This is a genomic window from Haloferax gibbonsii (assembly GCF_001190965.1).
GTDB lineage: Archaea > Halobacteriota > Halobacteria > Halobacteriales > Haloferacaceae > Haloferax > Haloferax gibbonsii.
On the sequence record NZ_CP011947.1, the window covers coordinates 731107 to 753574 of the forward strand.

General features: G+C 69.5%; 24 protein-coding genes. 18 read left to right on the plus strand and 6 right to left on the minus strand.

From position 1 onward, the window contains the following. Positions 1–57 precede the first annotated feature (57 nt). Together ABY42_RS03900 and ABY42_RS03905 are read left to right on the plus strand one after the other, a co-directional pair. The gene (locus ABY42_RS03900) at positions 58–750 is read left to right on the plus strand and encodes a metallophosphoesterase (RefSeq protein WP_050458776.1); all 693 of its coding nucleotides are present in this window, start codon (positions 58–60) and stop codon (positions 748–750) included. Positions 751–820: 70 nt separating this feature from the next. Then, positions 821–1744, plus strand: a complete 924-nt coding sequence (locus ABY42_RS03905) for a CPBP family intramembrane glutamic endopeptidase (protein WP_231608300.1) — start codon at positions 821–823, stop codon at positions 1742–1744. A 45-nt stretch (positions 1745–1789) separates the two neighbouring features. Here the strand turns inward: ABY42_RS03905 and ABY42_RS03910 are convergent, their stop codons facing one another. Beyond that, entirely contained in the window at positions 1790–3067 is a 1278-nt protein-coding gene (locus tag ABY42_RS03910) for an NAD(P)/FAD-dependent oxidoreductase (protein WP_050458778.1), read from the minus strand. Positions 3068–3161: 94 nt separating this feature from the next. Between ABY42_RS03910 and ABY42_RS03915 the strand changes: the two genes are divergently transcribed. The 4 genes from ABY42_RS03915 to ABY42_RS03930 all read left to right on the plus strand — a co-directional run bounded on the left by ABY42_RS03915 (position 3162) and on the right by ABY42_RS03930 (position 6582). Next, positions 3162–4331 carry a threonine synthase gene (locus ABY42_RS03915; RefSeq protein WP_050458779.1) on the plus strand — a complete coding sequence of 390 codons (1170 nt, stop codon included), beginning with the start codon at positions 3162–3164 and terminating at the stop codon, positions 4329–4331. Positions 4332–4416: 85 nt separating this feature from the next. Further along, positions 4417–5112, plus strand: coding sequence for a metal-dependent transcriptional regulator (locus ABY42_RS03920; protein ID WP_004972618.1), 696 nt, complete (start codon positions 4417–4419; stop codon positions 5110–5112). Beyond that, positions 5109–5810, plus strand: coding sequence for a TMEM165/GDT1 family protein (locus ABY42_RS03925; protein WP_004972617.1), 702 nt, complete (start codon positions 5109–5111; stop codon positions 5808–5810). Before ABY42_RS03920 ends, ABY42_RS03925 begins: the two co-directional genes overlap by 4 nt. A gap of 124 nt (positions 5811–5934) precedes the next feature. Then, on the plus strand, positions 5935–6582 hold the full coding sequence (locus tag ABY42_RS03930) for a LysE family translocator (protein ID WP_050459887.1): 648 nt from the start codon (positions 5935–5937) through the stop codon (positions 6580–6582). 27 nt (positions 6583–6609) lie between these two features. Here the strand turns inward: ABY42_RS03930 and ABY42_RS03935 are convergent, their stop codons facing one another. After that, positions 6610–7482 (minus strand): alpha/beta hydrolase, encoded by an 873-nt coding sequence (locus ABY42_RS03935; protein ID WP_050458780.1) that lies wholly within the window; start codon positions 7480–7482, stop codon positions 6610–6612. A 200-nt stretch (positions 7483–7682) separates the two neighbouring features. On the opposite strand from ABY42_RS03935, the gene ABY42_RS03940 reads away from it, so the two are divergent. From ABY42_RS03940 to ABY42_RS03950, 3 genes are all read left to right on the plus strand, one after another. After that, positions 7683–8729 (plus strand): NAD(P)-dependent glycerol-1-phosphate dehydrogenase, encoded by a 1047-nt coding sequence (locus ABY42_RS03940; RefSeq protein WP_004972614.1) that lies wholly within the window; start codon positions 7683–7685, stop codon positions 8727–8729. 270 nt (positions 8730–8999) lie between these two features. Continuing rightward, positions 9000–9641 carry a DUF420 domain-containing protein gene (locus tag ABY42_RS03945; protein ID WP_050458781.1) on the plus strand — a complete coding sequence of 214 codons (642 nt, stop codon included), beginning with the start codon at positions 9000–9002 and terminating at the stop codon, positions 9639–9641. 105 nt (positions 9642–9746) lie between these two features. Continuing rightward, on the plus strand, positions 9747–10805 hold the full coding sequence (locus ABY42_RS03950) for a glycosyltransferase family 4 protein (RefSeq protein ID WP_004972612.1): 1059 nt from the start codon (positions 9747–9749) through the stop codon (positions 10803–10805). A 96-nt stretch (positions 10806–10901) separates the two neighbouring features. On the opposite strand, the gene ABY42_RS03955 is transcribed toward ABY42_RS03950, so the two are convergent. Together ABY42_RS03955 and ABY42_RS03960 are read right to left on the minus strand one after the other, a co-directional pair. Beyond that, positions 10902–11525: a halocyanin domain-containing protein gene (locus tag ABY42_RS03955; RefSeq protein WP_004972609.1), complete on the minus strand. Its 624-nt coding sequence runs from the start codon at positions 11523–11525 to the stop codon at positions 10902–10904. A 118-nt stretch (positions 11526–11643) separates the two neighbouring features. Beyond that, complete coding sequence (locus tag ABY42_RS03960) at positions 11644–12690, minus strand: M42 family metallopeptidase (protein ID WP_004972608.1); 1047 nt, start codon at positions 12688–12690, stop codon at positions 11644–11646. Positions 12691–12842: 152 nt separating this feature from the next. On the opposite strand from ABY42_RS03960, the gene ABY42_RS03965 reads away from it, so the two are divergent. The 7 genes from ABY42_RS03965 (at position 12843) to ABY42_RS19730 (ending at position 18530) form a co-directional block, all read left to right on the plus strand. Next, positions 12843–13100 (plus strand): MTH865 family protein, encoded by a 258-nt coding sequence (locus tag ABY42_RS03965; RefSeq protein WP_004972607.1) that lies wholly within the window; start codon positions 12843–12845, stop codon positions 13098–13100. 13 nt (positions 13101–13113) lie between these two features. Then, entirely contained in the window at positions 13114–13836 is a 723-nt protein-coding gene (locus tag ABY42_RS03970) for a hypothetical protein (protein ID WP_050458782.1), read from the plus strand. Between the two features lie 39 nt (positions 13837–13875). After that, positions 13876–15702 carry a S9 family peptidase gene (locus ABY42_RS03975; protein WP_050458783.1) on the plus strand — a complete coding sequence of 609 codons (1827 nt, stop codon included), beginning with the start codon at positions 13876–13878 and terminating at the stop codon, positions 15700–15702. A 57-nt stretch (positions 15703–15759) separates the two neighbouring features. Then, a complete protein-coding gene (locus ABY42_RS03980) occupies positions 15760–16179 on the plus strand; it encodes a cobalamin B12-binding domain-containing protein (RefSeq protein ID WP_004972603.1) in 420 nt (139 codons plus the stop codon). Between the two features lie 2 nt (positions 16180–16181). After that, the gene (gene meaB / locus ABY42_RS03985) at positions 16182–17306 is read left to right on the plus strand and encodes a methylmalonyl Co-A mutase-associated GTPase MeaB (RefSeq protein WP_050458784.1); all 1125 of its coding nucleotides are present in this window, start codon (positions 16182–16184) and stop codon (positions 17304–17306) included. A gap of 85 nt (positions 17307–17391) precedes the next feature. After that, complete coding sequence (locus ABY42_RS03990) at positions 17392–18318, plus strand: alpha/beta fold hydrolase (protein WP_004972601.1); 927 nt, start codon at positions 17392–17394, stop codon at positions 18316–18318. A 68-nt stretch (positions 18319–18386) separates the two neighbouring features. Beyond that, positions 18387–18530 carry a hypothetical protein gene (locus tag ABY42_RS19730; RefSeq protein ID WP_004972600.1) on the plus strand — a complete coding sequence of 48 codons (144 nt, stop codon included), beginning with the start codon at positions 18387–18389 and terminating at the stop codon, positions 18528–18530. Positions 18531–18548: 18 nt separating this feature from the next. Here ABY42_RS19730 and ABY42_RS03995 read toward each other — a convergent pair whose 3' ends face one another. Both ABY42_RS03995 and ABY42_RS04000 read right to left on the minus strand, forming a co-directional pair. Next, a complete protein-coding gene (locus tag ABY42_RS03995) occupies positions 18549–18929 on the minus strand; it encodes a Zn-ribbon domain-containing OB-fold protein (protein ID WP_004972598.1) in 381 nt (126 codons plus the stop codon). Then, positions 18926–20092 carry a thiolase domain-containing protein gene (locus ABY42_RS04000; RefSeq protein ID WP_050458785.1) on the minus strand — a complete coding sequence of 389 codons (1167 nt, stop codon included), beginning with the start codon at positions 20090–20092 and terminating at the stop codon, positions 18926–18928. The genes ABY42_RS03995 and ABY42_RS04000 overlap by 4 nt, the downstream gene beginning before the upstream one ends. Positions 20093–20292: 200 nt before the next feature. Here ABY42_RS04000 and ABY42_RS04005 point away from each other — a divergent pair, with 200 nt between their 5' ends. Next, positions 20293–21600, plus strand: a complete 1308-nt coding sequence (locus ABY42_RS04005; RefSeq protein WP_004972595.1) for a M28 family peptidase — start codon at positions 20293–20295, stop codon at positions 21598–21600. A 127-nt stretch (positions 21601–21727) separates the two neighbouring features. Next, positions 21728–22459, plus strand: coding sequence for an NAD(+)/NADH kinase (locus ABY42_RS04010; RefSeq protein ID WP_050458786.1), 732 nt, complete (start codon positions 21728–21730; stop codon positions 22457–22459). The last annotated feature ends 9 nt before the right edge of the window (positions 22460–22468 follow it).

A 22468-nucleotide genomic window follows, 5' to 3' on the forward strand; every position in this document is an offset into this window, starting at 1 on the left:
TTCGCCCCGGCGCACGCCGCCGATGGTGATTTGTCTCCGACGCCCCTCGATTCGGTCGTGACCCGCGTCTCCGTCCGCGAGCGCGCCGTCTTCTTCCCCGACGCCGACGCGCTCGTCCTCTCGGACCTCCACGTCGGCCGAGCGGACGCCTCGGCGGTCGATTTTCCGCTCGGCGAGGGGACCGACCTCGCGGAGCGCCTGCGAGCCTACTGCGCCGAGTTCGCCCCCGGCGAGGTCGTCTTCGCCGGTGACGTGCTCCACCGGTTCGACCGCGTCACGGAGCGCCACGTCGCGGCCCTCGAAGCCCTCGCGGAGACGTGCGGCGACGCCGGTGCCGACCCGGTGTTCGTCGCCGGCAACCACGACACGATGCTCGCAGAGGGCTGGTCGGGAGACGTACACGACGAGTACCGCCTCGCGGACGGGACGCTCGTCTGCCACGGCCACCGCGAGCCCGACGGCGACGCCGACCGGTACGTCGTCGGCCACGACCACCCGACGCTCGCCGTCGAGGGTCGGCGGCGACCCTGCGTCCTCTACGGCCCCGACGCCTACCGCGGCGGCGACGTGCTGATGCTCCCGGCGTTCACCCGCCTCGCCGCGGGCGTCGAAGTAAACGGGATGCGCGGGGCCGACTTCGACTCGCCGCTGGTGCGCGACGCGGACGATTTCAGGCCGCTCGTCCGCGACGCGGAGGCGGGCGAGACGCTCACGTTCCCGCCGCTGGGGAAGCTCCGTCGGTTGCTCTGAGCCGTCGGTTCCGGGCGTTTTAGCCCGCAGAGACCGACTTCTGCTTCTCGCCCGACGAGAACCGAGATTGGTGGCTTTGGCTCGCGGCGACGTACTGCTAGTCGTCATGCCCGCCATCGCCACCGCCGTTCGAACGCACCGATTCGTCAGTTTCGTCGCGCTGACGTTCCTCTTCACGTGGCTCGCGTGGGTCCCGGCGGCGCTCCTCGTCAGCGCCGAGCGCATCGTTCCCGTGTCGTTGCTCGTCCTCGCGGGCGGATTCGGGCCGTTCCTCGCCGCCATCGTCGTCGCCGCGGCCACCGGCGACCTTCGCCCGTGGCTTCGTCGCGTCGTGAGTCCCCGCGCGCCGCCGTTCGTCTGGGTCGCCGCCGCGGTCCTCCCCCCGGTCCTGTTCGGCGCGACCCTCGTGTTCACCGTCGCGCTCGGGTGGACGTTCGAGTCCGCGGCGCTCGGTCCGGCGACCCTGTTCGCGGCGCTCCTCGTCTCGTCGTTCATCAGGGGCGGACTCGAAGAACCGGGCTGGCGTGGATTCGGACTGCCGGTCCTCCAGCGGCGACTCGGCGCGTTCCGCGCGTCCCTCGTCATCGGCGTCGTCTGGGCCGCGTGGCACGCGCCGCTTTTCGCCATGCCCGGGAGTTCGCAGGCGGGCACGTCGTTCGCCTTCTATCTCGTGTCGGTCGTCGGAATCAGCGTCGTCACGACCTGGCTCTACAACGAGTCCGGCGGGCGCGTCCTCGTCCCCGTCGCGTTCCACTCGGTCTGGAACGCGACCTCGGTCTTCCTCTCGACGGGAATTAGTGGTGACGGCCTGCTCCCCGCCGAGGCCGCTCTGGCCGCGGCCGCGTGGCTGTTCGTCGGCGTGCTCGTCTACCGATACGGCGCGGCGCGCCTGTCTTCGAAGCCGCTCCCGACGAACGGGCTCTCGTTCGCGGGCGAGCGCACTCGCAAGGCCGAACTGCCGCGCGAAGACGGTCCCGCGCGGTCACTCGACTGACCGCCACAGAAGGTAGGCAGACCGCTCCGCAAGGCGCGCACCGGCTCAGGAGAGGTCGTCGCGGACGGCGTCGGCCGCCTCTTTCCCGCTCCGCATCGCGCCCTGAATCGACGACCACGCGGTGTAGTCGCCGGCGAGGTACGCCCGGCCGGGGGCGTCGCGGGTGTTCGGAAGCGACTCGTGGACGCCGGGCGGTTGGGCGAACTGCGCGAAGGAGATGTAGTCGGTGTGGAGCAGTTCGAGGTCGTCGAAGTAGCGGTCGGGGTACCACGCTTCGAGCGTCCGCCGAGTCTTCTCGAACAGTTCCTCCTCGGAGTTGTCCTGTGCGGCCGCGCCGAGGAACGTCGCGTTCAGGAGTTCAGCGCCCGGCGGGGCGTACTCCGGTGCGACGGTCGACAGCGGGACGACCGTGTTGGGGTCGGGGCTCGGCGCGTTGAGCATGATTCGCTTGCCCGCGTCGAGGCCGCTCCCGCTCGGGAGCGTGTAGTACTGGGTGACGCAGCCGTGTGCCTCGGTCGGAATCGACCCGACGCCGGTCAGTCGCCGCGCCTCCTTGGGGTCGGTGGCGACGACGACCGCGTCGGCTTCGAGCGACTCGCGGCCCGTGGTGACGACCGCGCCGTCGCCGTCGGACTCGACCGACTCGACGCGCTCGCCGAGGCGGACGGTCGCGCCCTCGTCGCGGGCGGCGTCGGCGAGTTGCTCGGGAACCGCCTGCATCCCCGCCGCGGGGACCGCGGTGCTCCCCGTCGAGAGCATCTTGAAGGTGTACTCGAACACCCGCTTCGACGAGGAGAGCGAGCGATCGAGCGTGATGCCGCCGTAGAAGGGCGCGACGAAGTGCTCGATGTAGTCCTCGGAGAAGCCCCAGTCGCGGAGGTACGACCGGATGCTCCGGTCCGCCGAGGCGAAGATTCCCTCTTCGTCGCGGGTGCTCACGTCCTGTCTGAGCGCCAGCGTCCGGAGCTTGTCGCTCGTCGTCACCTCGGGGTTGCGGACGGACTCGAACAGGCTCCCGATGTCGCGGAAGGGGTCCGAGAGGACCGCGCGCCTGCTCGGTCGGCAGATGGTCGCGCCGGGCGTGAACCGCCGGAGGTCGAGCGCGTCGAGGTCGAGTTCCCGCCGGACCGCGGGGTAGTCGGTGAAGAGGACCTGAAACCCGCGGTCGAGCGTGAAGCCGTCTTTCGTCCGGGTGCGGACCCGTCCGCCGACGTCGTCGCGCCGCTCCACGACGGTCACGTCGGCCCCGTCGGCGGCGAGGTGTCGCGCGGCGACGAGGCCCGCGAGGCCCGCACCGACGACCGCGATGTGGCTATCGTCCATATCTCGTCTCTCGGACGGGCGACACAAAGCCGCTACGGGTGGCGGCCATCGGCCGACGGGAAGGGCTTAGTCCCTCCCCCCGTAAGCCCCGCCCATGCAGACGTCCGACACCTTCTCCGGGCTGGTGTGCACGGAGACCGGCGACGAGTACGACGCGGACGCGACCGGCGCGAGCGACGCCGACGCGCCGCTTGACCCCACCTACGACCTCGACGCGGTCGAGTGGGACGCCGAGACGCTCGCCGAGCGCCCCTTCGACACGATGTGGCGCTACCGCGAACTGCTCCCCTTCGCGGAGCCGGTGACCGCCAACGAGGGCGCGACGCCGCTCGTCGCGGCCGACGCGCTCGGCGAGGAGGCCGGCGTCGGCTCCTTCCTCATCAAGGACGAGGGTCGCAACCCGACCGGGACGTTCCTCGACCGCGGCTTCTCGCTCGCCGTCACCGCCGCGCGCGAGGCCGACGCCGAGGTCGTCGCGCACGCCTCGCCCGGCAACGGCGCGCAGTCGGCGGCCTCCTACGCGGGCCTCGTGGACGCTCGCTCCTACGGCTTCGTCCCCTCGCGGACGCCGTTCCCGAACAAGGCCATGGTGAACGTCCACGGCGGCCAGATGAAGGTCGTCGGCGGGCGCTACCCCGACGCCCTCTCGGCGCTCCACGAACAGCTCAAGAGCGACTGGCACACGCTCCAGGAGTTCGACAACCCCTACCGCCACGACGGCGCGAAGACCATCGCCTACGAGGTCGCAGAGCGCCTCGACTGGTCGGTGCCCGACTGGGTCGTCGTCCCCGTCTCGACCGGCGAACTCGCCTACGGCGTCCACAAGGGCTTTTCCGACCTCGTCGAACTCGGACTGGTCGAGTCGGTCCCCAAACTCGTCGCCGCGCAGTCCGTCGGGTGCTCGCCGGTCACCACCGCGTGGGAGGCCGAAAGCGACGCCCACGAGGCGTGGAACCACCCGGACACCATCGTCGGCGAACTGGAGATTCCGGACCCCGCGGGCGGGTCGCTCGCGCTCCGCGCCGTCCGCGAGTCCGGCGGCGCGGCCGTCGCCGTCAGCGACGACGACGCGCTCGAATCCGCCGTCACCGCCGCCCAGACCGCCGGCGTCGAGGTCGGTCCCGCGGGCGGCGTCGCGCTCGCCGGCGCGTGGGAACTCGCGGACGAGTTCGACGAGGACGACACGGTCGTCGTCGTCAACACCGAGTCCGGGACGAAGAACGCCGACATCCTCCGCAGTCACCTGATGGGACAGGGCGTCTGAGGACCGCTTCGGCCGGCTGGTTCCCCGTTCGAACGTCCACGTTACCTCCATCAGACTTTTACTTTAGACGCATCTAATCCGTGGTATGTTGAGCGACGTGATGGAGGACTACCTGAAGGCAATCTACACGCTCCAGATGGAGCAGGGACCGCCGGTTTCGACCTCCGACATCGCGGAGTACCTCGGGAAGACGCCGCCGACCGTGACGAGCATGGTCGGCAAGCTCGAAGAGCGCGGGCTGGTCGACCGCGAGAAGTACAAGGGCGTCGAGCTGACCACGGAAGGCGAGACCGTCGCGCTGGAAGTCCTCCGGCACCACCGCCTCTTGGAGGCGTACCTCACGGAGCACCTCGACTACTCGTGGAGCGAGGTCCACGACGAGGCGGACGCGCTCGAACACCACATCAGCGAGGAGTTCGAAAAGCGGGTCGCGGCCGCCCTCGGCGAACCCGAGGTCGACCCCCACGGCGACCCCATCCCGAGCGCCGACCTCACGCCGCCGGACTCCTCGGGCCTGTCGGCGCTCTCCGAGTGCGAGGTCGGTGACCACCTCGTCGTCGCCCGCGTCAGCGACCGGGACCCCGCGGAGTTGGAGTACCTCTCCGAGGCCGGCGTCACGCCCGGCACGACCATCGAAGTGACCGACATCGCCCCCTTCGGAATGGTGACGGTGCGCGTCGGCGACGACGGGCGCGAGCAGAGCCTCCCGGAGTCGGTGGCCCGAACGATTCGCGTCCGACCGCCCGACGAGCCGAGTAGCGAGGAGGTGTCGCCGGCGTGACCGGCTGGTGGGAGATTCTCGTCATCGCCCTCGTCTCCCAACTTGCGGTCCTGCCGGGCGAGAAGGTCCAGTTCATCATCGCGGGCCTCTCGACCCGCTTCGACCCGAAGGTCGTCGTCGCGGCCGCGGGGTCGGCGTTCGCACTCTGGACGGCCCTCGAAATCATGCTCGGGCAGGCGCTCAAGAGCGCGCTCCCGCCGGCCGCGCTCGACGCCATCACCGCCGTCCTGTTCGCCACGTTCGCGGTGTTGCTCTATCGCGCTGCACCCGACGCGTCCGCGGGGAGCGAGGTCGCGACCACCGACGGCGGCGTCTCCGGGTTCGACGACGCGCCGACGGTGTTCGGTCGCGAACTGTCGACGCAGGGCTTCGGCGGCTTTCTGCCCATCTTCGCCATGATGGCCGCTGGCGAGTTCGGCGACAAGACCCAACTCGTCACCATCGGTCTGGCCGTGCAGTACGGCGCGACCTCGGCCATCTGGGTGGGTGAGATGCTCGCCATCATCCCCGTGAGCATCGCCAACGCGTACTTCTTCCACCGCTTCTCGGGCCGGGTCGACACGCGCAAGGCGTACCTCGGCGCGGCCGCCCTGTTCGGCTTCTTCGCCGTCGATACCCTGCTCGCCATGGCCACCGACTTCTCCGTCTGGGAGACGCTCGTCGGCACCGTCAGCGACGCCGTCCTCGCGCTGGTCTGACCGGCGGCCGACTATCTGTTCGGGGGGCTGAACCCCTGCGCCGTCGCTTCCGCGCCATTTTTCACGGCATCGCGCCCAAGAGAGAGCCATGTCTACCCTCCTCCCGTCCTTGGGTGCCGGCTTGGTGTTCGGGCTGGCCCTCGCCGCGCCGCCCGGCCCGATGAACGCCGTCATCGCCGAGGAGAGCGTCGTCCGCGGGTGGACCGCGGGCGCTCGCGCCGGACTCGGCGCGATGAGCGCCGACGCGCTGTTTTTCGTCCTCGCGGCGCTCGGCCTCGTCGCGTTCGTCGAGCAGTTCCCGACGGTGCAGGCCGTCATGGTCGGTGCCGGGGGCGTCCTCATGCTCTACTTCGCCTACGGCGCGGCACAGGAGACGGACACCACGTTCCGCGAGGCCGCCGACCCCGACGAGGACAGCGCCGGCTTCACGAAGGCGTTCGTGCTCGCGCTGACGAACCCCTATCAGATTCTGTTCTGGCTCACCATCGGCGTCGGCCTGCTCGAAACCGGGACCGTCGACGTGCTCGCCCACACGCCCTATCTCGGCGCGTCGCTGTCGAATCTGCTCATCGTCGAGACGGGCAGCCCGGCGCTCATCCTCGGCTTCTTCGGCGGTATCGCGCTCTGGGTGACCGGGTTCCCCGCGGCGCTCGTCGCGGCCGAACAGCGCGTCGACTCCTTCGCGCCCGCCGTCGCCGCCGTCAGCGCCGTCGTTCTCGGCGGGTTCGGCGTCGTCTTCATCTGGGACGCGGTGCGGTCGCTCGTGCTCTGACGCGCGGAAAAATGAGTTTCTGAGCCGCTACATGTCGCCGACGATGTCGTCGGCAATCGTGTTCAGGTAGTTGCTGTGGTCGTCGCCGACCTGCCCCTCCACGTCGTGGTCGGTGTAGTTCCCGGGCGGCGTGTCGCCGTCTTCGAGACCGGTCTCGCCGAGTGCCTGGTCGAACTCGATGGTGTTGTACACCCACTGGAGCACGTCGTCGGCCTCGTTGTAGTAGTTGTGAACGTGGCCGGTCCGGTCGCGGATGGCCTCGTAGGTGGCTCGCCCTTCTTCCTCCCCGGGGACCTCGTTGTCGGTCGCGGCCCCGAACGGGTGGACGGTCGCCACCTCGTGGCCCGGGTCGGTCCAATCGCTTCGGCCGTCGAGGGTTCGGAGCGCGCTGAAGACGACCTGCGCGCCGAGCGAGTGGCTGGCGAACCGGAGGGTCGCGCCCGGACAGGCCGCCTTGAGGTCGACGGCGAACTGCGCGAGTTTGCGGCCGTTCGCCCGGGCGATGTCCTGCGACTCGGACCAGCCGTAGTCCCAGCCGCCGCCCTTGTCGTTGTCCCACGTGTAGCCGACGACCGCCCCGCTGTAGCCGGCGGCGGAGAGTTCGGCGTCGGCCGTCGCTATCTTGTCGAGGGCGGCCGCCTCGGGGTCGTCGCCGTCCTTGTCCCAGCCGTGGACGAACACGGTCAGGTCGGAGGCGCACCCGGCGTCGACGCCGGGCACGTCGCCGGAGGTGTCGTAGCCGCGGGTGGTGTGACCGGACGCGAGCGAGCCGTCGTCGTCGAAGTGGTCGCGCGTCGAGACGTGCGGAACCGACGCAGCGGCCGCGGAACCGCTTCCGAGGGCCGCGAGTCCGGAGAGCGCTGCTGCTGTCGTCGCGAGGAACTGCCGTCTGTGTGCCATGGGTTGTCTACCCGCGCGTCTGCGGGTGTCTTTCGTGCGAAGCGAAACGTGATAAATCAAACTACGGTTCGGTACGTTGAGATACTGTCCCACGAGGCGGCCCAAACCGGGTTACCGTGTCGCGCTCGGGGTGACAGACGGGGGGCCGTCCGGCCGCCGAGACGAGAAACACTATGAACCGCCGTGGCCGATTTCCGCGTATGTTCGACAAATCGACGTGGATAAAGCTGCCCCGGAGCGTCCTTCAGGGCCACGGCGTGCTCGACGACCTCTCGGCCGCGGTCGACGAGTTGTACCTCTCGGGCGAGCCGTTTCTCGTCACGAGTCCGTCGCCGAACCGCATCGCCGGCGACCGGGTCCGCGAGCAGTTCGACGGTATCTCCTCGGTCTCCTTGGACCGCGCGAGCTTCGAGTCGGTCGAGCGCGTCGTCGACGCGGCGCGCGAGGCCGACGCGGGCTACCTCATCGCCCTCGGCGGCGGCAAGCCCATCGACGTGGCGAAGATGGCCTCCGACCGCCTCGACTGCGGGTTCATCTCGGTCCCGACGGCGGCGAGCCACGACGGCATCGTCTCGGGTCGGTCCTCGATTCCCGAGGGCGACACCCGCCACTCGGTCGCCGCCGACCCGCCGCTCGCGGTCGTCGCCGACACGGAACTGCTCGCGGAGGCTCCGTGGGAGCTCACGACCGCCGGCTGCGCCGACATCATCTCGAACTACACCGCGGTCAAAGACTGGGAGCTGGCCCACCGCCTGAAGAACGTCGAGTACTCCGAGTACGCGGGCGCGCTCTCGCAGATGACCGCCGAGATGCTCGTCGGCAGCGCCGACTCCATCAAACCGGGGCTCGAAGAGTCCGCGTGGATCGTGACGAAGGCGCTCGTCTCCTCGGGCGTCGCCATGTCCATCGCCGGCTCCTCGCGGCCCGCGTCGGGCGCGGAGCACCTCTTTTCGCACCAGCTCGACCGCATCGCCCCCGGAAGCGCCCTCCACGGGCATCAGGTCGGCGTCGGCTCCATCATGACCGAGTACTTCCACAGCGGCGCGCGCGGCGAGTGGACCGACATCCGCGACGCCCTGTCGACGATGGGCGCGCCGACGACCGCGGACGAACTCGGCATCGACGACGAGACGATTATCGAGGCGCTCACGACCGCGCACGAGATTCGCGACCGCTACACGATTCTCGGCAACGGCGTGAGCGAGGAGGCGGCCATCGAGGCCGCGACCATCACCGGCGTCATCTAAGCCCACCTTTTTACGCCTCGGGTCGCGGGACGACCACTCGGCGCAAAAACCTGGAGGGTAAAAGCCACGAGACTCGGCCTCCGGCCTCGCTCGTGGTACAGCACTTTCGTGTCACACGACGTGGTGCTCTCGGGACTCCGTAACACGGGGTTCCGACCGAAGCAAGTCGACTTCGCACAGTCGCTGGATTGAGTCGAGTCTTGGTGGTACCACTCTCAAACGCCGTCCGGAACCCGAAGACGGAATACGCCGTCTTCCCAAGCCCCGCCCATGGCAACTGCGAGCGCAGACAACCCCCTGAAGGAACACCCCGCGGCCGCGACCGCCGTCCTCTCGGTCGTCGGGTACGCCCTCGTCATCGGGACGTTCCTCGGCGTCGTCCCCGGCAGGGTCTTCCCCGACCTGTCGCTCCCACAGGTGAACCTCCTCTCCGACGCCATCGCCGTCGTGAACACGGTGAACGTCCTCGTCATCGCGGCGGGCTGGCGCTGGATTCGCCGCGACGAGGTCAAGAAGCACGCGGCTGCGATGGTCACGTCGTTCGGCCTCATCCTCGTCTTCCTGGTGATGTACCTCGCCAAAATCGGCGGCGGCGGCACCAAGGAGTTCGTCGGCCCCGCGTTCGCGTACTACCCGTATCTGGCGATGCTGGCGATTCACATCATCCTCTCTATCGTCTCGGTGCCGGTCGTCCTCTACGCGCTCATCCTCGGGATAACCCACTCCGAGCGCGAACTCCGGACCGAGACGCCCCACCGGAAGGTCGGCCGCATCGCGGCCGGCGCGTGGCTCGTCTCGCTCGCCCTCGGCGTCGTGACGTACCTGCTTCTCAACCACATCTACAGCTGGGAGTACACGGTCACCGCCGTCGAGTCCGCGGGCGCGCTCGTCGCACCCGCCGTCGGGCTCTGAGGCGCGTCGCCGGACCGCGCTCCGTTCTGTCGGCGCTCCGGCGGCCGCTCGTGTCGCGCCCTCGAAAACTGTGGATTTTTATTGCGCGGCGTAGTGGCGGCGAATATGCGAGTCGCGCTCGTCTCGATGTACACGACGCACCACGAGGAGACGGGAGCGACCAGACGGCTCCGACGGACGGCCGAACTCCTCGCCGAGCGCGACCACGAGGTGACGGTGCTCTGTGCGAAGTGGTGGGACGGCGAGGTCGTCGAGTTCAAACAGGACGGGGTGACCTATCACCGCGTGACCGACGCGCCCTCCGTCGGCGGCTTCGCCTCCCGCGTTCCCTTCGCCCTCCGCGAGGTTTCCCCCGACGTGATTCAGGTCGCGAGCTACCCGCCGTCGCACGTCGCGGCGGTCAAGACCGCGGCGCGGTTCCTCCGGACGCCGGTCGTCGCCGACTGGTGGACCCGCGACGACCGCGGCGGCTCGCGGGCCTACCGGCGGGCGGCGAAGGCCCCGAACGCCGTCTTGGTCCCCTCCGAGATGGTCCGTACGCAGGTCCGCGAACTCGGCGCGCCGGTCGACGCGACCCGTCTCGTCCCCGAGCCCATCAGCATGGACCTCGTCCGGAGCGCCGACGCCGAGGAGCGCGCGGACGTGGTGTACGCCCGCGACCTCGACGAGCACGCGAACGTCGAGAGCTTCCTCCTCGCGCTCGCGGAACTCCGCGACAAGGAGTGGTCCGCCGCCGTCATCGGCGACGGCCCGGAGCGCTCGACGGCCGAACAGACCGCCCGCGACCTCCGCATCGACGACCGCGTGGAGTTCCTCGGCGAACTCCCGGCTGACGAGGCGGTGCCCATCATGAAGGGCGCGCACGTCTTCGCGCAGACGGCGACGGTCGAGCCTTTCGCGACGAACCTGCTGTGGGCGCTCGCCTGCGGCTGTGTGTCCATCGTCGAGTATCAGGCCCGCTCGTCGGCCCACGAACTCGTCGAGGGCCGCGAGCGCGGGTCGCTCGTCACGAGTCCGCAGGAACTCGCGGACGAAATCGTCGCCGCCCGCAGGTACGACCACGAGACGGTCGACGACGACTTCGCGAGCTACGACTACCGTCGGGTCATCGAACAGTACGAGTCGGTGTACGAGACCGAGCGCGACGACTACGGCTTCTTCTGACTCGGCCACCGTGCCGGCGGCTGTCGCGGCGGCGACCGAACCCGAGCGAGTGCGGCCGCTCGTGACTGGTAAAAATCGAGAGGAGTGACGACCGCGTCAGTCCTGGACGTCGTAGTCGCCACCGTACTTCATGAAGAAGTACGCGAGGCCGAGCGTCGCGACCATCGCGAACGTCGTGGCCACGCCGAGGGACTTCGCGCTGTCGGGGACCTGCGGGAGGTTCGAACCGCCGCCACCGCCGGTGCTGACGGTCGGCACGTCGCTGCCGACGGCGACCGCGCCGAGCATGCCGAGCGCCTCGTGGGGCACGCAGTGGTACTTCGTGATGCCCGCGTCGCCCTCTTCGAAGGTGTATTCGTAGGTGCTTCCGGCCTCGGAGACGGCCGAGCCGGAGTCGAGCGACGCGCCCTCGCTCGCGACGACGTTGTGGCCGCCGCCCTCGCCGGTCCACTCCCACGTCACGGTCGTTCCGGTGTCTATCCAGACGCCGGCGGGCGCGAACGCGAGTGCGCCGCCGTTACCTTCCGCGCCCACTTCGATGGTGACCTCGCTCTGGCCGCGGAGGTCTTCGTAACCCCCGTCGATGCCGTCGAGGTGGCCACCGAAGTCTGGTTCTTCCGTCTGCGCCGCGGCCGTGCCGGAAGTGGCGGCGACCGCCGCGCCGCCAGCGGCCGCCCCGAGGAACGCCCGCCGAGACATATCCACGTTGCCGTCGGTCATGTCCGCCGCTTGGTGTGGGCCTGTAGTGAATACTTTGGTTCTCGTCCGCCGGTCGGGGGTGCCGCGCCTCGATATAGGGGGGCGCCCCGCGGTATCGGCCGCGCCGCCGGGGGGTCGCCTACAGCGTGTAGTCGAACTCGCCCGTCTCGCTCTCTAGGAAGGCCGTCAGGAGGTCGATGTAAGCGACCACGTCGTCCTCGTGGACGCTCTCGGTGACGGTGTGGAGGTAGCGCGTCGGCATCGAAATCGCGCCGACGGGCTTCGCGCCGTAGCTGTTCTGGAAGCCCCCGGTGTCGGTGCCGCCCGCGGGGAGCAGTTCCAGCTGGTAGGCGATGTCGTTGTCCTCGGCCACGCTGCGGAGGCGACGGTGGACCTTCGGGTTGGCGATGGCGCTGGAGTCCTTGAGCTTGATGCCCGCGCCCTCGCCGAGTTTCGTGACGTGGTCTGCGGGGTCGAATCCGGGCACGTCGTTGGCGACGGTGGTGTCGAGGCCGAGCGCGAGGTCGGGGTCGAGGTCGACGCCGAGCGCCTGCGCGCCGCGGAGGCCGACTTCCTCCTGGACCGTCGCGGCGAAGTGGACCGTCACCTCGGGGTTCTCGATGCGCCGGGCGGCCTCCAGCATGGCGAACAGGCAGACGCGGTCGTCGATGGCCTTGCCCGTCACGTGGTTCCCCATGCGGACGGTCGTCTGCTCCATCGTCACGAGGTCGCCGACGGAGACGGTCTCCTCGACGGTCTCTGCGGGGAGGCCGAGGTCGACGTACACGTCCTCGACTTTCGGCTCTTTCTGCTTCTGTTCTTCAGTCAGCGTGTGCGGGGGGACCGAACCGATGACGCCGGTGCGGTCCTCGTCTTCGGTGTGAACCGTCACGCGCTGGGCTTTCAGGACGCGGGGGTCCCAGCCGCCGAGGGCGTCGAGTTGCAGGAAACCCTCGTCGTTGACGTGGCGGACCATGAAGCCGATTTCGTCCATGTGGGCGGCGACGGCGACCTCGTAGTCGCCTTCGCCCTCGATGGTGCCGACGACGTTGCCCATCGCGTCGACCCGGACGGAGTCGGTCGTCGCTTCGAGGTCCTCGCGGACGAGCGCGCGGATTCGGTCCTCGTAGCCGGGGACACCGCTGGTCTCGGTGAGTTGCTTCAGGCGGTCGAAGTCGAAGTCCATGCGAGTGCATGAATTGCCGTTGTAGATAAGTCCATCAGTCCCGGGCGAGCGTGCCGACACTCGGCGGGCCGCCGCGCCGTCTCGCAAAGAACTCTAAATATATTCATTATTGTTCCGGAACCCTTTTCCACCTCTCTACGTAGGTACACGGTATGTCCGACACCGAAGCTCAGCTCCGCGAGCAGTTCATGGACGCCTTCGCGAACGCCGATTTCCCCGTGAAGAACCAGATGTCTCTCGTCCCCGCGCTCCCGAACGGTCCGGGCACGAAGTTCAAGGCCGACGACGTGACCATCACGGCGATGGAGCTGGCCGCGAAGCTCGGCAAGCACCAGGACTTCCCGTACGAGGACGCCGAGAGCCTCGTCGACGACATCATCGCCGGCCTCAAGGCCGAAGACATGATCTGAGTTCGGTCGTCGCGTGACCGAGACGAAACGCGCGCTCTGGGACCGCTTCGTCGACCGCTTCGTCGACGCCGCGGACCCGATTTCACTTTTCGAGACCGCCGCCGACGGGACCGTCGAGACCATCGCGTACGGCCGTTCCGGCCGGCGGACGCTCCGCCGCGGCGAGCGCATGGAGCGCCGACTCCGCGAGGCCGGCGGTCGCGTCGTCGCCGACTACGACCGACGCGAGGGCCGCTACGAGGGGCTCGTTTACATGATGTACACCCTCGACGGCGACGAGGTGGTCCCCCGGTACCTCGGCAAGTGCGGGAAGTTCGGCGCGTCCGGCACCGACCTCAACAGCAACCTCAAGAACGTCGACACGAACGACGGAAAGCTCGCGCGCTGGGGCTACGGGAACTACTACCACGTCGGCGACCTCTCGTCGGCGGTCTTCCGCGGCGACGGGCCGGGGAAGTACGACCGCTGGGTGGACGCGCTGTTCGCCTCGATAGACCCGCCGCGGCTCCGCGAACCGGTGTACTTCTGGGTCGAACCGTGGGCGGTCGGCACCGAGGGGCCGTACCCCGACACGCGGCCGTACCTCGAAGAACTGGAGTACCAACTCATCGGCATCGCCTTCGAACTGTACCCGGAGCGCCTGCTCAACACCGAGGGCGTGCCGACGAACCCCGAGGCCTACGCGAAGATGCGCGGGTGGACCGACCGCGAGGACGCGCGGCTTTCGGACTTCTGACACCCAAACCGATTTCTCGTCGCCGGGGCAATTCGAGGTATGCGAACGTACGACATCGAGCGCTACCTGAACATCAGGAGCGCCTACGGCGCCTCGTTCTCGGCCGACGGCGAGCGCCTGTCGTTCCTCATGGACACGACGGGCGTCCCGCAGGTCTGGACGGTCGATTCGCCCGGCGCGTGGCCCGAACAGCGGACGTTCTACGAGGAACGCGTCACCTTCGCCTCGTGGTCGCCCGAGCGCCCCGAACTCGCCTTCGGCATGGACAAAGGCGGCAACGAGCGCGCGCAGTTGTTCCGACTCGAACCCGACACCGGCGTCATCGAGAACCTGACCGAACACCCGGACGCCAAGCACCGCTGGGGCGGCTGGAGCCACGACGGCGAGCGGTTCGCGTTCACCTCGAACCGCCGCGACAACGCCGTCTTCGACGTGTACGTGCAGGCCCGCGACGCGAGCGGCACCGACGCCGAACTCGTCCACGAGGGCGACGGCTGGCTCACCGTCGGCGGCTTCTCGCCCGACGACTCGAAGCTCATCGTCCAAGAGGCGTACTCGAACTTCGACCAGGACGTGTCGGTCCTCGACCTCGCCACGGGCGAGCTGACCCACCTCACGCCGCATCAGGGGACGGTCCGCTTCCAGAGCCCCGAGTGGGGGCCCGACGGAGAGAACGTCTACATGGTGACCGACCGCGGGAGCGACACGCTGGAACTCGTCCGCTACGAGCTCGCCTCCGGGGAGTTCACGACCGTCGACACCGGCGGCGACCACGAACTGGACGGCATCAGCATCGACCGCGAGTCGCGTCGGCTCGTCTACTCCCGGAACGTCGAGGGGTACACGGAACTCACCTTCGGCGAACTCACCGCGCCCGACCGCATCGACGTGCTCCCCCAACCCGACCTGCCGAACGGTGTCGCCGGCGGCGTCTCGTTCTCCCCGGACGGCGAGCGCGCCGCGGTCACCGTCACCGCCAGCGCCGACACCGCGAACGTCTACGTGGTCGAGTTGGCCACGGGCGACGCCGAGCGATGGACGCTCGCGGCGACGGCGGGCATCCCGCGGGACACGTTCGTGCCGCCCGAGCTCGTCCGGTATCCGACGTTCGACGGCCGCGACATCCCGGCGTTCTTCACGCTCCCCGAGGAGTCGCCGGAGGGCGAGACGCCCGTCATCGTGGACATCCACGGCGGGCCGGAGTCCCAGCGCCGGCCGTCGTTCTCGTCGGTCAAACAGTACTTCCTCTCGCGGGGCTACGCCTACTTCGAGCCGAACGTCCGCGGCTCCGCGGGCTACGGGAAGGCGTACGGCCACCTCGACGACGTCGAAAAGCGGATGGACTCCGTCGCGGACATCGAAGCCGCCGTCGAGTGGCTCCACGACCACCCGGCTGTCGACCCCGACAAAATCGTCGCCATGGGCGGCTCGTACGGCGGGTTCATGGTGCTCGCGGCGATGACCGAGTACCCGGACCTGTGGGCCGCCGGCGTCGACATCGTCGGCATCGCCAACTTCGTGACGTTCCTCGAAAACACGGGCGACTGGCGGCGCGAACTCCGCGAGGCCGAGTACGGGTCGCTCGAAGACGACCGCGAGTTCCTCGAATCCATCTCGCCCATCAACAACGTCGAGAAGATTCGCGCGCCGCTTTTCGTCCTCCACGGCGAGAACGACCCGCGGGTGCCGGTCAGCGAGGCCCACCAGCTCGTCGAGGAGGCGAGGGAACACGCCCACGTCCGCGAACTCATCTTCGACGACGAGGGCCACGGCTTTTCCAAACTGGAGAACCGCATCGAGGCGTACTCCCAGATAGCCGACTTCCTCGACGAGTACGTCCGGAGCGCGCCCGCCGCGGACGACTGAATCGGACCTGCCTTATTTTCCGTTAGAGTCAAAGCGCGGGACATCGAATCCCCGTCTATGAGCGCGGACTCCGAACAGCGAACGATCCGGTGTCTCATCGCGAAGGTGGGACTGGACGGCCACGACCGCGGTGCACACGTCATCTCTCGCGCCTTCCGCGACGCGGGCTTCGAAGTCATCTACTCCGGACTGCATCGCGCTCCGGACGAGATTATTCAGGCGACGGTCCAAGAGGACGTGGACGTACTGGGCATCTCTATCCTCTCCGGCGCGCACAACACGCTCGTCCCGAAGGTGATGGCCGGCCTCGAAGAGTACGGCGCGCTCGACGACACGCTCGTCATCGTCGGCGGCATCATCCCCGAAGAAGACCGGCCGAGACTCCTCGAACAGGGCGTCGACGCCATCTTCGGTCCCGGCACGCCGATGCAGGAGACCATCGACTTCGTGAAGGAAAACGCGCCCGAGCGAGCGTGACGATGAGCCGGGCGGTCGAACCCGACCTCGTCGAGCGACTCCTCGACGGCGAGCACCGAGCGCTCGCGCGGGCCATCACGAAAATCGAGTCGCAGTCGCCGGGCTACCGGGACATCGTCTCGGAACTCCACGCCCACACGGGCAACGCCTCCGTCGTCGGCATCACGGGCAGTCCCGGTGCCGGCAAGTCGACGCTCGTCGACAAGCTTGCGAAGCACTACCGCGACCAGGGAGAAACGGTCGGCGTCATCGCCGTGGACCCCTCCTCGCCGTACACCGGCGGGGCCGTCCTCGGCGACCGCATCCGCATGGCCTCGAACGTCGGCGACATGGACGTGTTCTTCCGGTCGATGAGCGCCCGCGGCCAGCTCGGCGGCCTCTCGACCGCCACCGCGGACGCCGTGAAGGCGCTCGACGCCTTCGGGAAAGACCGCATCATCATCGAGACGGTCGGCGCGGGGCAAAACGAGGTGGACGTGGTGAAGACCGCGGACACGGTCGTCGTCCTCGTCCAACCCGGCAGCGGCGACGACGTGCAGATGCTCAAGGCGGGCATCCTCGAAATCGGCGACCTGTTCGTCGTCAACAAGGCCGACATGGAGGGCGCGTCGCGCACCGTCGCCGAGCTACAGGAGATGATTCACCTCCGCGACGACCCGCGGGCGAACCTCGACACCGGCCACCACGGGGCCGAGGCGTTCGACGACGCCGGTCACGGACACGGCGGGCACGGCGACCACGCGGACACGGGCGAGACCGAGACCGACGCCGACGCCGAGGGCGACCCCTCCGACGCCGACGAACCGCCCGTCTGGACGCCGCAGGTTCTCGAAACCGTCGCCACGACCGGTGAGGGAATCGACGAGTTGGTCGAGACGCTGGACGACCACCGCGACTACCTCGACGCCTCCGGCGAGTTGGCGGAGAAGGCCCGCAAGCGCGCGGGAGAAGAGATTCGCCAGCTCCTCCGAAGCGACGTGAACCGGCTCCTCGAAGCCGAGCTCGACCGCCGCGGCGGAGTCGACGCGTTCGCCGAGGCGGTCGTCGAAAAGGAGACGGACCCCTACGCGGTCGCAGAAGACGTGCTCGAACCGCTTCGGGAGTGTCTGGACGACCGAGACGACTGACGCCGAGCGCCGGGCCGACGTTTTTCCTGCCCACCACCCCGCCACGGGCGGGCGAATTAAGGCCACCGCGCACCATCTACGTGACATGAAACTCCGACGAGCCATCGGACTGGCCGCAGCGGGCGTCGGTCTCGCCGCCGCGACCAACGCCGCCCTCTCGAAACGCGTGGGTCCCCTCGAACCGCCGCTCTCCGGAAACCACGGGACGTACCGCTGGCGCGGCATGGACGTCTCGTACGTCGAAGCCGGCGACGAGGACGACCCGACGCTCGTCTTCCTCCACGGCATCAACGCCGCGGGGTCGTCCGGCGAGTTCCGCGAGGTGTTTTCGACCCTCGCCGAGGACTACCACGTCGTCGCGCCCGACCTCCCCGGATTCGGGCTTTCGGACCGGCCGGCGCTGTACTACTCGCCCGCGCTCTACGAGGACTTCGTCGGCGATTTCCTCGCCGAGTACGACGACCCCGCAGTCGTCGCCTCGTCGCTCACCGCGGCCTACGCCGTCGCCGCCGCGGAGCGAGACGACGTGTCGGTCTCGCGGTTCGTCCTCGTCTGTCCCACGTCGCGCGGCGGCCCGGACCCCAAGGAGTGGCTCCGCGAACTCGTCCGCGCGCCGGTCGTCGGCGAGGCGCTGTTCAACGTCGTCGCCTCCCGGCCGTCGATTCGCTACTTCAACGCCGACCACGGCTACTACGACCCCGAGAAGGCGGGCGAGGAGTGGCAGGAGTACGAGTGGCGCACCGCCCATCAGGAGGGCGCGCGCTTCGCGCCGGCGTCGTTCATCTCCGGCTACCTCAACACCGACGTCGACCTCGGCGAGGCGCTGTCGGCTCTCGACGTCCCGACGACGCTCGTCTGGGGCCGCGAGAGCGACATCACGCCGCTGAAGCGGGGCCGCGACCTCGCGGACGCCGCGGACTGCACGCTCGTCGTCTTCGACGACGCGATGTTGCTCCCGCACGTCGAGTTCCCGAACGCCTTCGTCGACACCGTCCGCGACGCCCTCGACTGAACGGGGCCGAAGCCGCGGCCGCGGCCGCGACCACGAGCCGAACCGACCCAACCCCCTGAACTGAACCGATGTTCGACTCCCTGTCGCTGTTCTCGCTGTTCCTGTACGGAGCTATCGCGCTCCTCGCGGCCGGCTTCTGGGCGTGGCTCCTCGGTTCGTACGTCTTCGGCTGGCGCTCGCCGCTGGAGGCCGTCGAGGCGCGCGAGAGATAACGTGCGACGAGTGTGGCGCTACTCGCTCGCGGGCCGGAACACGAGCAACCGCTCGTCAGTCGTCGCGTTCGTGCCCACGTCTACCGAGACGGTCGTTCCGAGGTCGACCTCGTCGGCGGGGAGGTCGCGGACGACGCCCGTGAGTTTGACGGGGCCGAACGACGCGATGGCCGTCACGTAGGGCGCTTCGTCTGCGAAGTTCGGCGCGGGGACGTGCACCTCGGTGAAGGTGAGTACCTCGCCCGTCTCCGGGAGCGGTTCCGCCGTCAACTCGGCCGCGCCGCAGTGCGGACAGGAGCGCCGCGGCGGGAGCGAGCCGTGACCGTCCGGACACGCGAGGTAGTAGCCCTCGCCGTCGGCGATTGCGGCCAGCCACTCGTCGTAGCCGGTGTCGCTCATCGGTCCACCTCCAAGACGTGGACGACCGCGCTGGCGACGGTTCCGCCCGCGTTGTGGGTGACGCCGACCCGAGCGTCCGGGACGGCGTCGCTGTTGCCGTGGTCGCCGCGCAGGAGCTTCGTCATCTCGACGATTTGGGCGGTCCCCGTCGCGCCGACGGGGTGGCCCTTCGCCTTGAGGCCGCCCGAGAGGTTCACCGGGAGGTCGCCGTCGCGGGTCGTCTCGCCGCGGGCGGCCGCGCCGACTCCCTCGCCGTGGTCGTAGAGGCCGAGCGATTCGAGCGCGAGCACCTCGGCGATGGTAAAGCAGTCGTGGACCTCGGCCACGTCCACGTCGTCGGGGCCGATGCCGGCGTCCGCGTAGGCCGCGTCGGCGGCTTTCGTCGCTGCGGGCGTCCGCGCGAGGTGGGGTCTGTCTTGGAGCGCGGCCTTGTCGCCGCCCTGCCCCGACCCGGTGACGGAGACGGGCGCGTCGAGGCCGCGTCGCTCGGCGTAGTCGTCGCTGACGAGGACGACCGCGCTCGCGCCGTCGGTGATGGGGCAGGCGTCGTAGAGGGTGAGCGGGTCGGCGACGACGGGGCTTTCGAGCGCGTCGTCGACGGTGATTTCGCGGTGGAACTGCGCGTAGTCGTTGTGCATCGCGTTGGCGTGGTTCTTCACCGCGATGTGCGCGAGGTCCTCGCTGTCGCCGCCGAAGGCGTCGAAGTACGCGCGAGCCATGAGCGCGTACGCGCCCGGGAACGTGACGCCCGCGCGGACCTCGAACAGTTCGTCCGCGGCGATGGCGAGCGACTGGGTCACCTCGGCGGTCCCGAGGTTGTTCATGCGCTCCATGCCGCCGGCGAGGACCACGTCGGCCGCGCCGCTCCGAATCGTGGCGACGGCCTGTCGGAAGGCGACGCCCGCGGAGGCGCAGGCCTGCTCGTAGCGGGTCGCGGGGCAGTCGAGGCCGGCGGCCTCGGCCATGACCGGCCCCTGATGGCCCTGCTTCTCGGCGAGTTCGCCCATGAAGTTGCCGTAGAAGATTTCCTCGTAGTCGTCGCGGGAGACGCCGGCGTCCTCGCGGGCGGCGAGGGCGGCCTCCGCGAACAGGTCGCGGCCGGTTCGCTCGGGGTGACTGCCGAACTTCGTCAGTCCGACCCCGGCGATTCGCACGTCAGTCATGAATGAACGTACGTGATAGATGGTCCTTGAACCTGCCGTTCGCCCGTGGGTCGAGTCGCGGTTCGCTCCCGTTTGCCCGCCGTCGCGGGCGCGGCGACTCGAACTGAGTACCTTGTCGGAGTCGGTCGGTTTCGCGCCGAGTCTGACGCCCGTTTTCGACCCATCGCAACGGTTACCACGGCCCCGCGAGACGGTCCACTATGAGTGACTGGATAGGCGACACGTTCACCAGCGAGGTCGGCTGGAACCACCTGGAGACGCTCGTCGACATCGGCAACCGGATGACTGGCTCGCCCGGCGAGCGCGAGGCGATGGAGGCGACCCGAGACGCCCTCGAACGCGTCGGCGCGCGCAACGCCCGCATCGACCCGTTCGAGATTCAAGGCTGGGAGCGCGGCGACAGCGCCCTCTACGCCGCAGACACCACGCAGGACTGCATCGCGCTCCCGCGCAGCCCCGCCGGAACAGCGAGCGGCGAGCTGGTCGACCTCGGCTACGGGCTGCCCGAGGACTTCGACCGCGACCTCTCGGGGAAGGTCGTCGTCGTCTCCACGACGGTCCCCGACCACTACGACCGCTTCATCCACCGCCGCGAGAAGTACTACTACGCCGTCGAGGCCGGCGCGGCCGCGTTCGTCTTCGCCAACCACGTCCCCGGCCAACTCCCGCCCACGGGGAGCGTCGGCACCGCCGAAGCGCCCATCGGCGACATCCCCGCCGTCGGCGTGAGCAAGGAGGTCGGCGCGCGCCTCCGCCGCCGGTTCGACGGCGACGAGGTGACCGTCGACGTGACCTGCGAGACGCCCGCGGCCGAAAGCGGGAACGTCCACGCCGAACTCGGCCCCGACACCGACGAGGAGGTGCTCGTCACGAGCCACCTCGACGCCCACGATATCGCCGAGGGCGCGATGGACAACGGCGCGGGCACCGCGATGGTGGTCGAGGTCGCCCGCGCGCTCGCCGCCCGCGAGGACGAACTCGACACGCGCGTCCGCTTCGTCTGCTTCGGCGCGGAGGAAGTCGGGCTCGTCGGCTCCGACTACGAGGCCGACCGCCTCGGCGACGACCGGGCGAACGTGAAGGCCATCGTCAACAACGACGGCGTCGTCGCCGGGCGGACGCTCAAGCTCACGACCCACGGCTTCGACGAGCTCGAAGCCGCCGCCGACGCCGTCGCAGAGCGGTTCGACCACGATATTTCGACGCTTCCCGAACAGCTCCCCCACAGCGACCACTGGCCGTTCGTCGCCCGCGGCGTCCCGGCGTACATGGTCGGCAGCGAAAAGGAGGGCCGCGGCCGCGGGTGGGGCCACACCCACGCCGACACCATCGAGAAACTGGAATCGCGGACGCTCCGCGAGCAGGCGATTCTCCTGACGGAACTGACAGTCGAACTCGCCGACGCCGACCGCGAGATTCCCCACGCCGACCCGGCGGACATCGCGGCGGCGCTGGAAGCCGAAGACCAGGCCGAGGGGATGAAAGTCACCGGCGACTGGCCGTTCTGAGGCGGTCGGCGACGCGCCCGTCCCGCTCGGGTCGCGCCGGACCTCGCGCAACCGAACCACGAGGGCTTTTATTCGCGGCGGCGTAGCACGGGACGATGCTACGGGGGCTCGCCGCGGGTGGACGACGATGAGATTCGGTATCGTCGGTGACGACTCGGTCGCCACCGCCGTCAGAGCGGCCGGTGCGTCGGTCGAACCGACGTCGGCCGAGGCGGACGCCGTCGTCGCGGTCGGCGAGTCGGCGCTCTCGACGGTCGCGCTCGGCTCCGAGTGGTCGTGTCCGGTCGTCCCCGTCGACTGCGGCGCGCCGTGGTCGACCCCGCGGCGCGGACTCGAATCGCGGCTGTCCTCGGTCGCGGCGGGTGACGGTCGAGTCGTCGACCACCCGACGCTCTCGCTCCGCGTCGGCGGGGACCCCGCGACCCGCGCGCTCTTCGACGCGATGCTCGTCACGAGCGAGCCGGCGCACATCTCGGAGTACGGCGTCACCCACGCGGAGGCGGCGGTCCCCTTCTCGTCGGACCCGACCGACGAGTCGCGCGCGGCGGCGCGCTGGACGCCGGTCGACGAGTTCCGCGCCGACGGCGTCGTCGTCGCCACGCCGCTCGGGAGTTCCGGCTACGCGCGCGCCGCGGGCGGCGCGGTCGTCGGTCCGGCCGCCGGGCTCGCCGTCGTCCCCGTCTCACCGTACGCGACGCAGACGGACTCGTGGGTCCTCCAACCGCCCGTCCGGCTGTCGGTCGAACGCGACGACGCGCCCGTGTCCCTCGTCGCCGACGACGAGGTCGTCCGGGAAGTTCTCCCGTCCGAGTCGGTGGTCATCGACCGCGACGGGAGCGTTCCGCTTCTCGTCGAGTGAGCGCCTCGC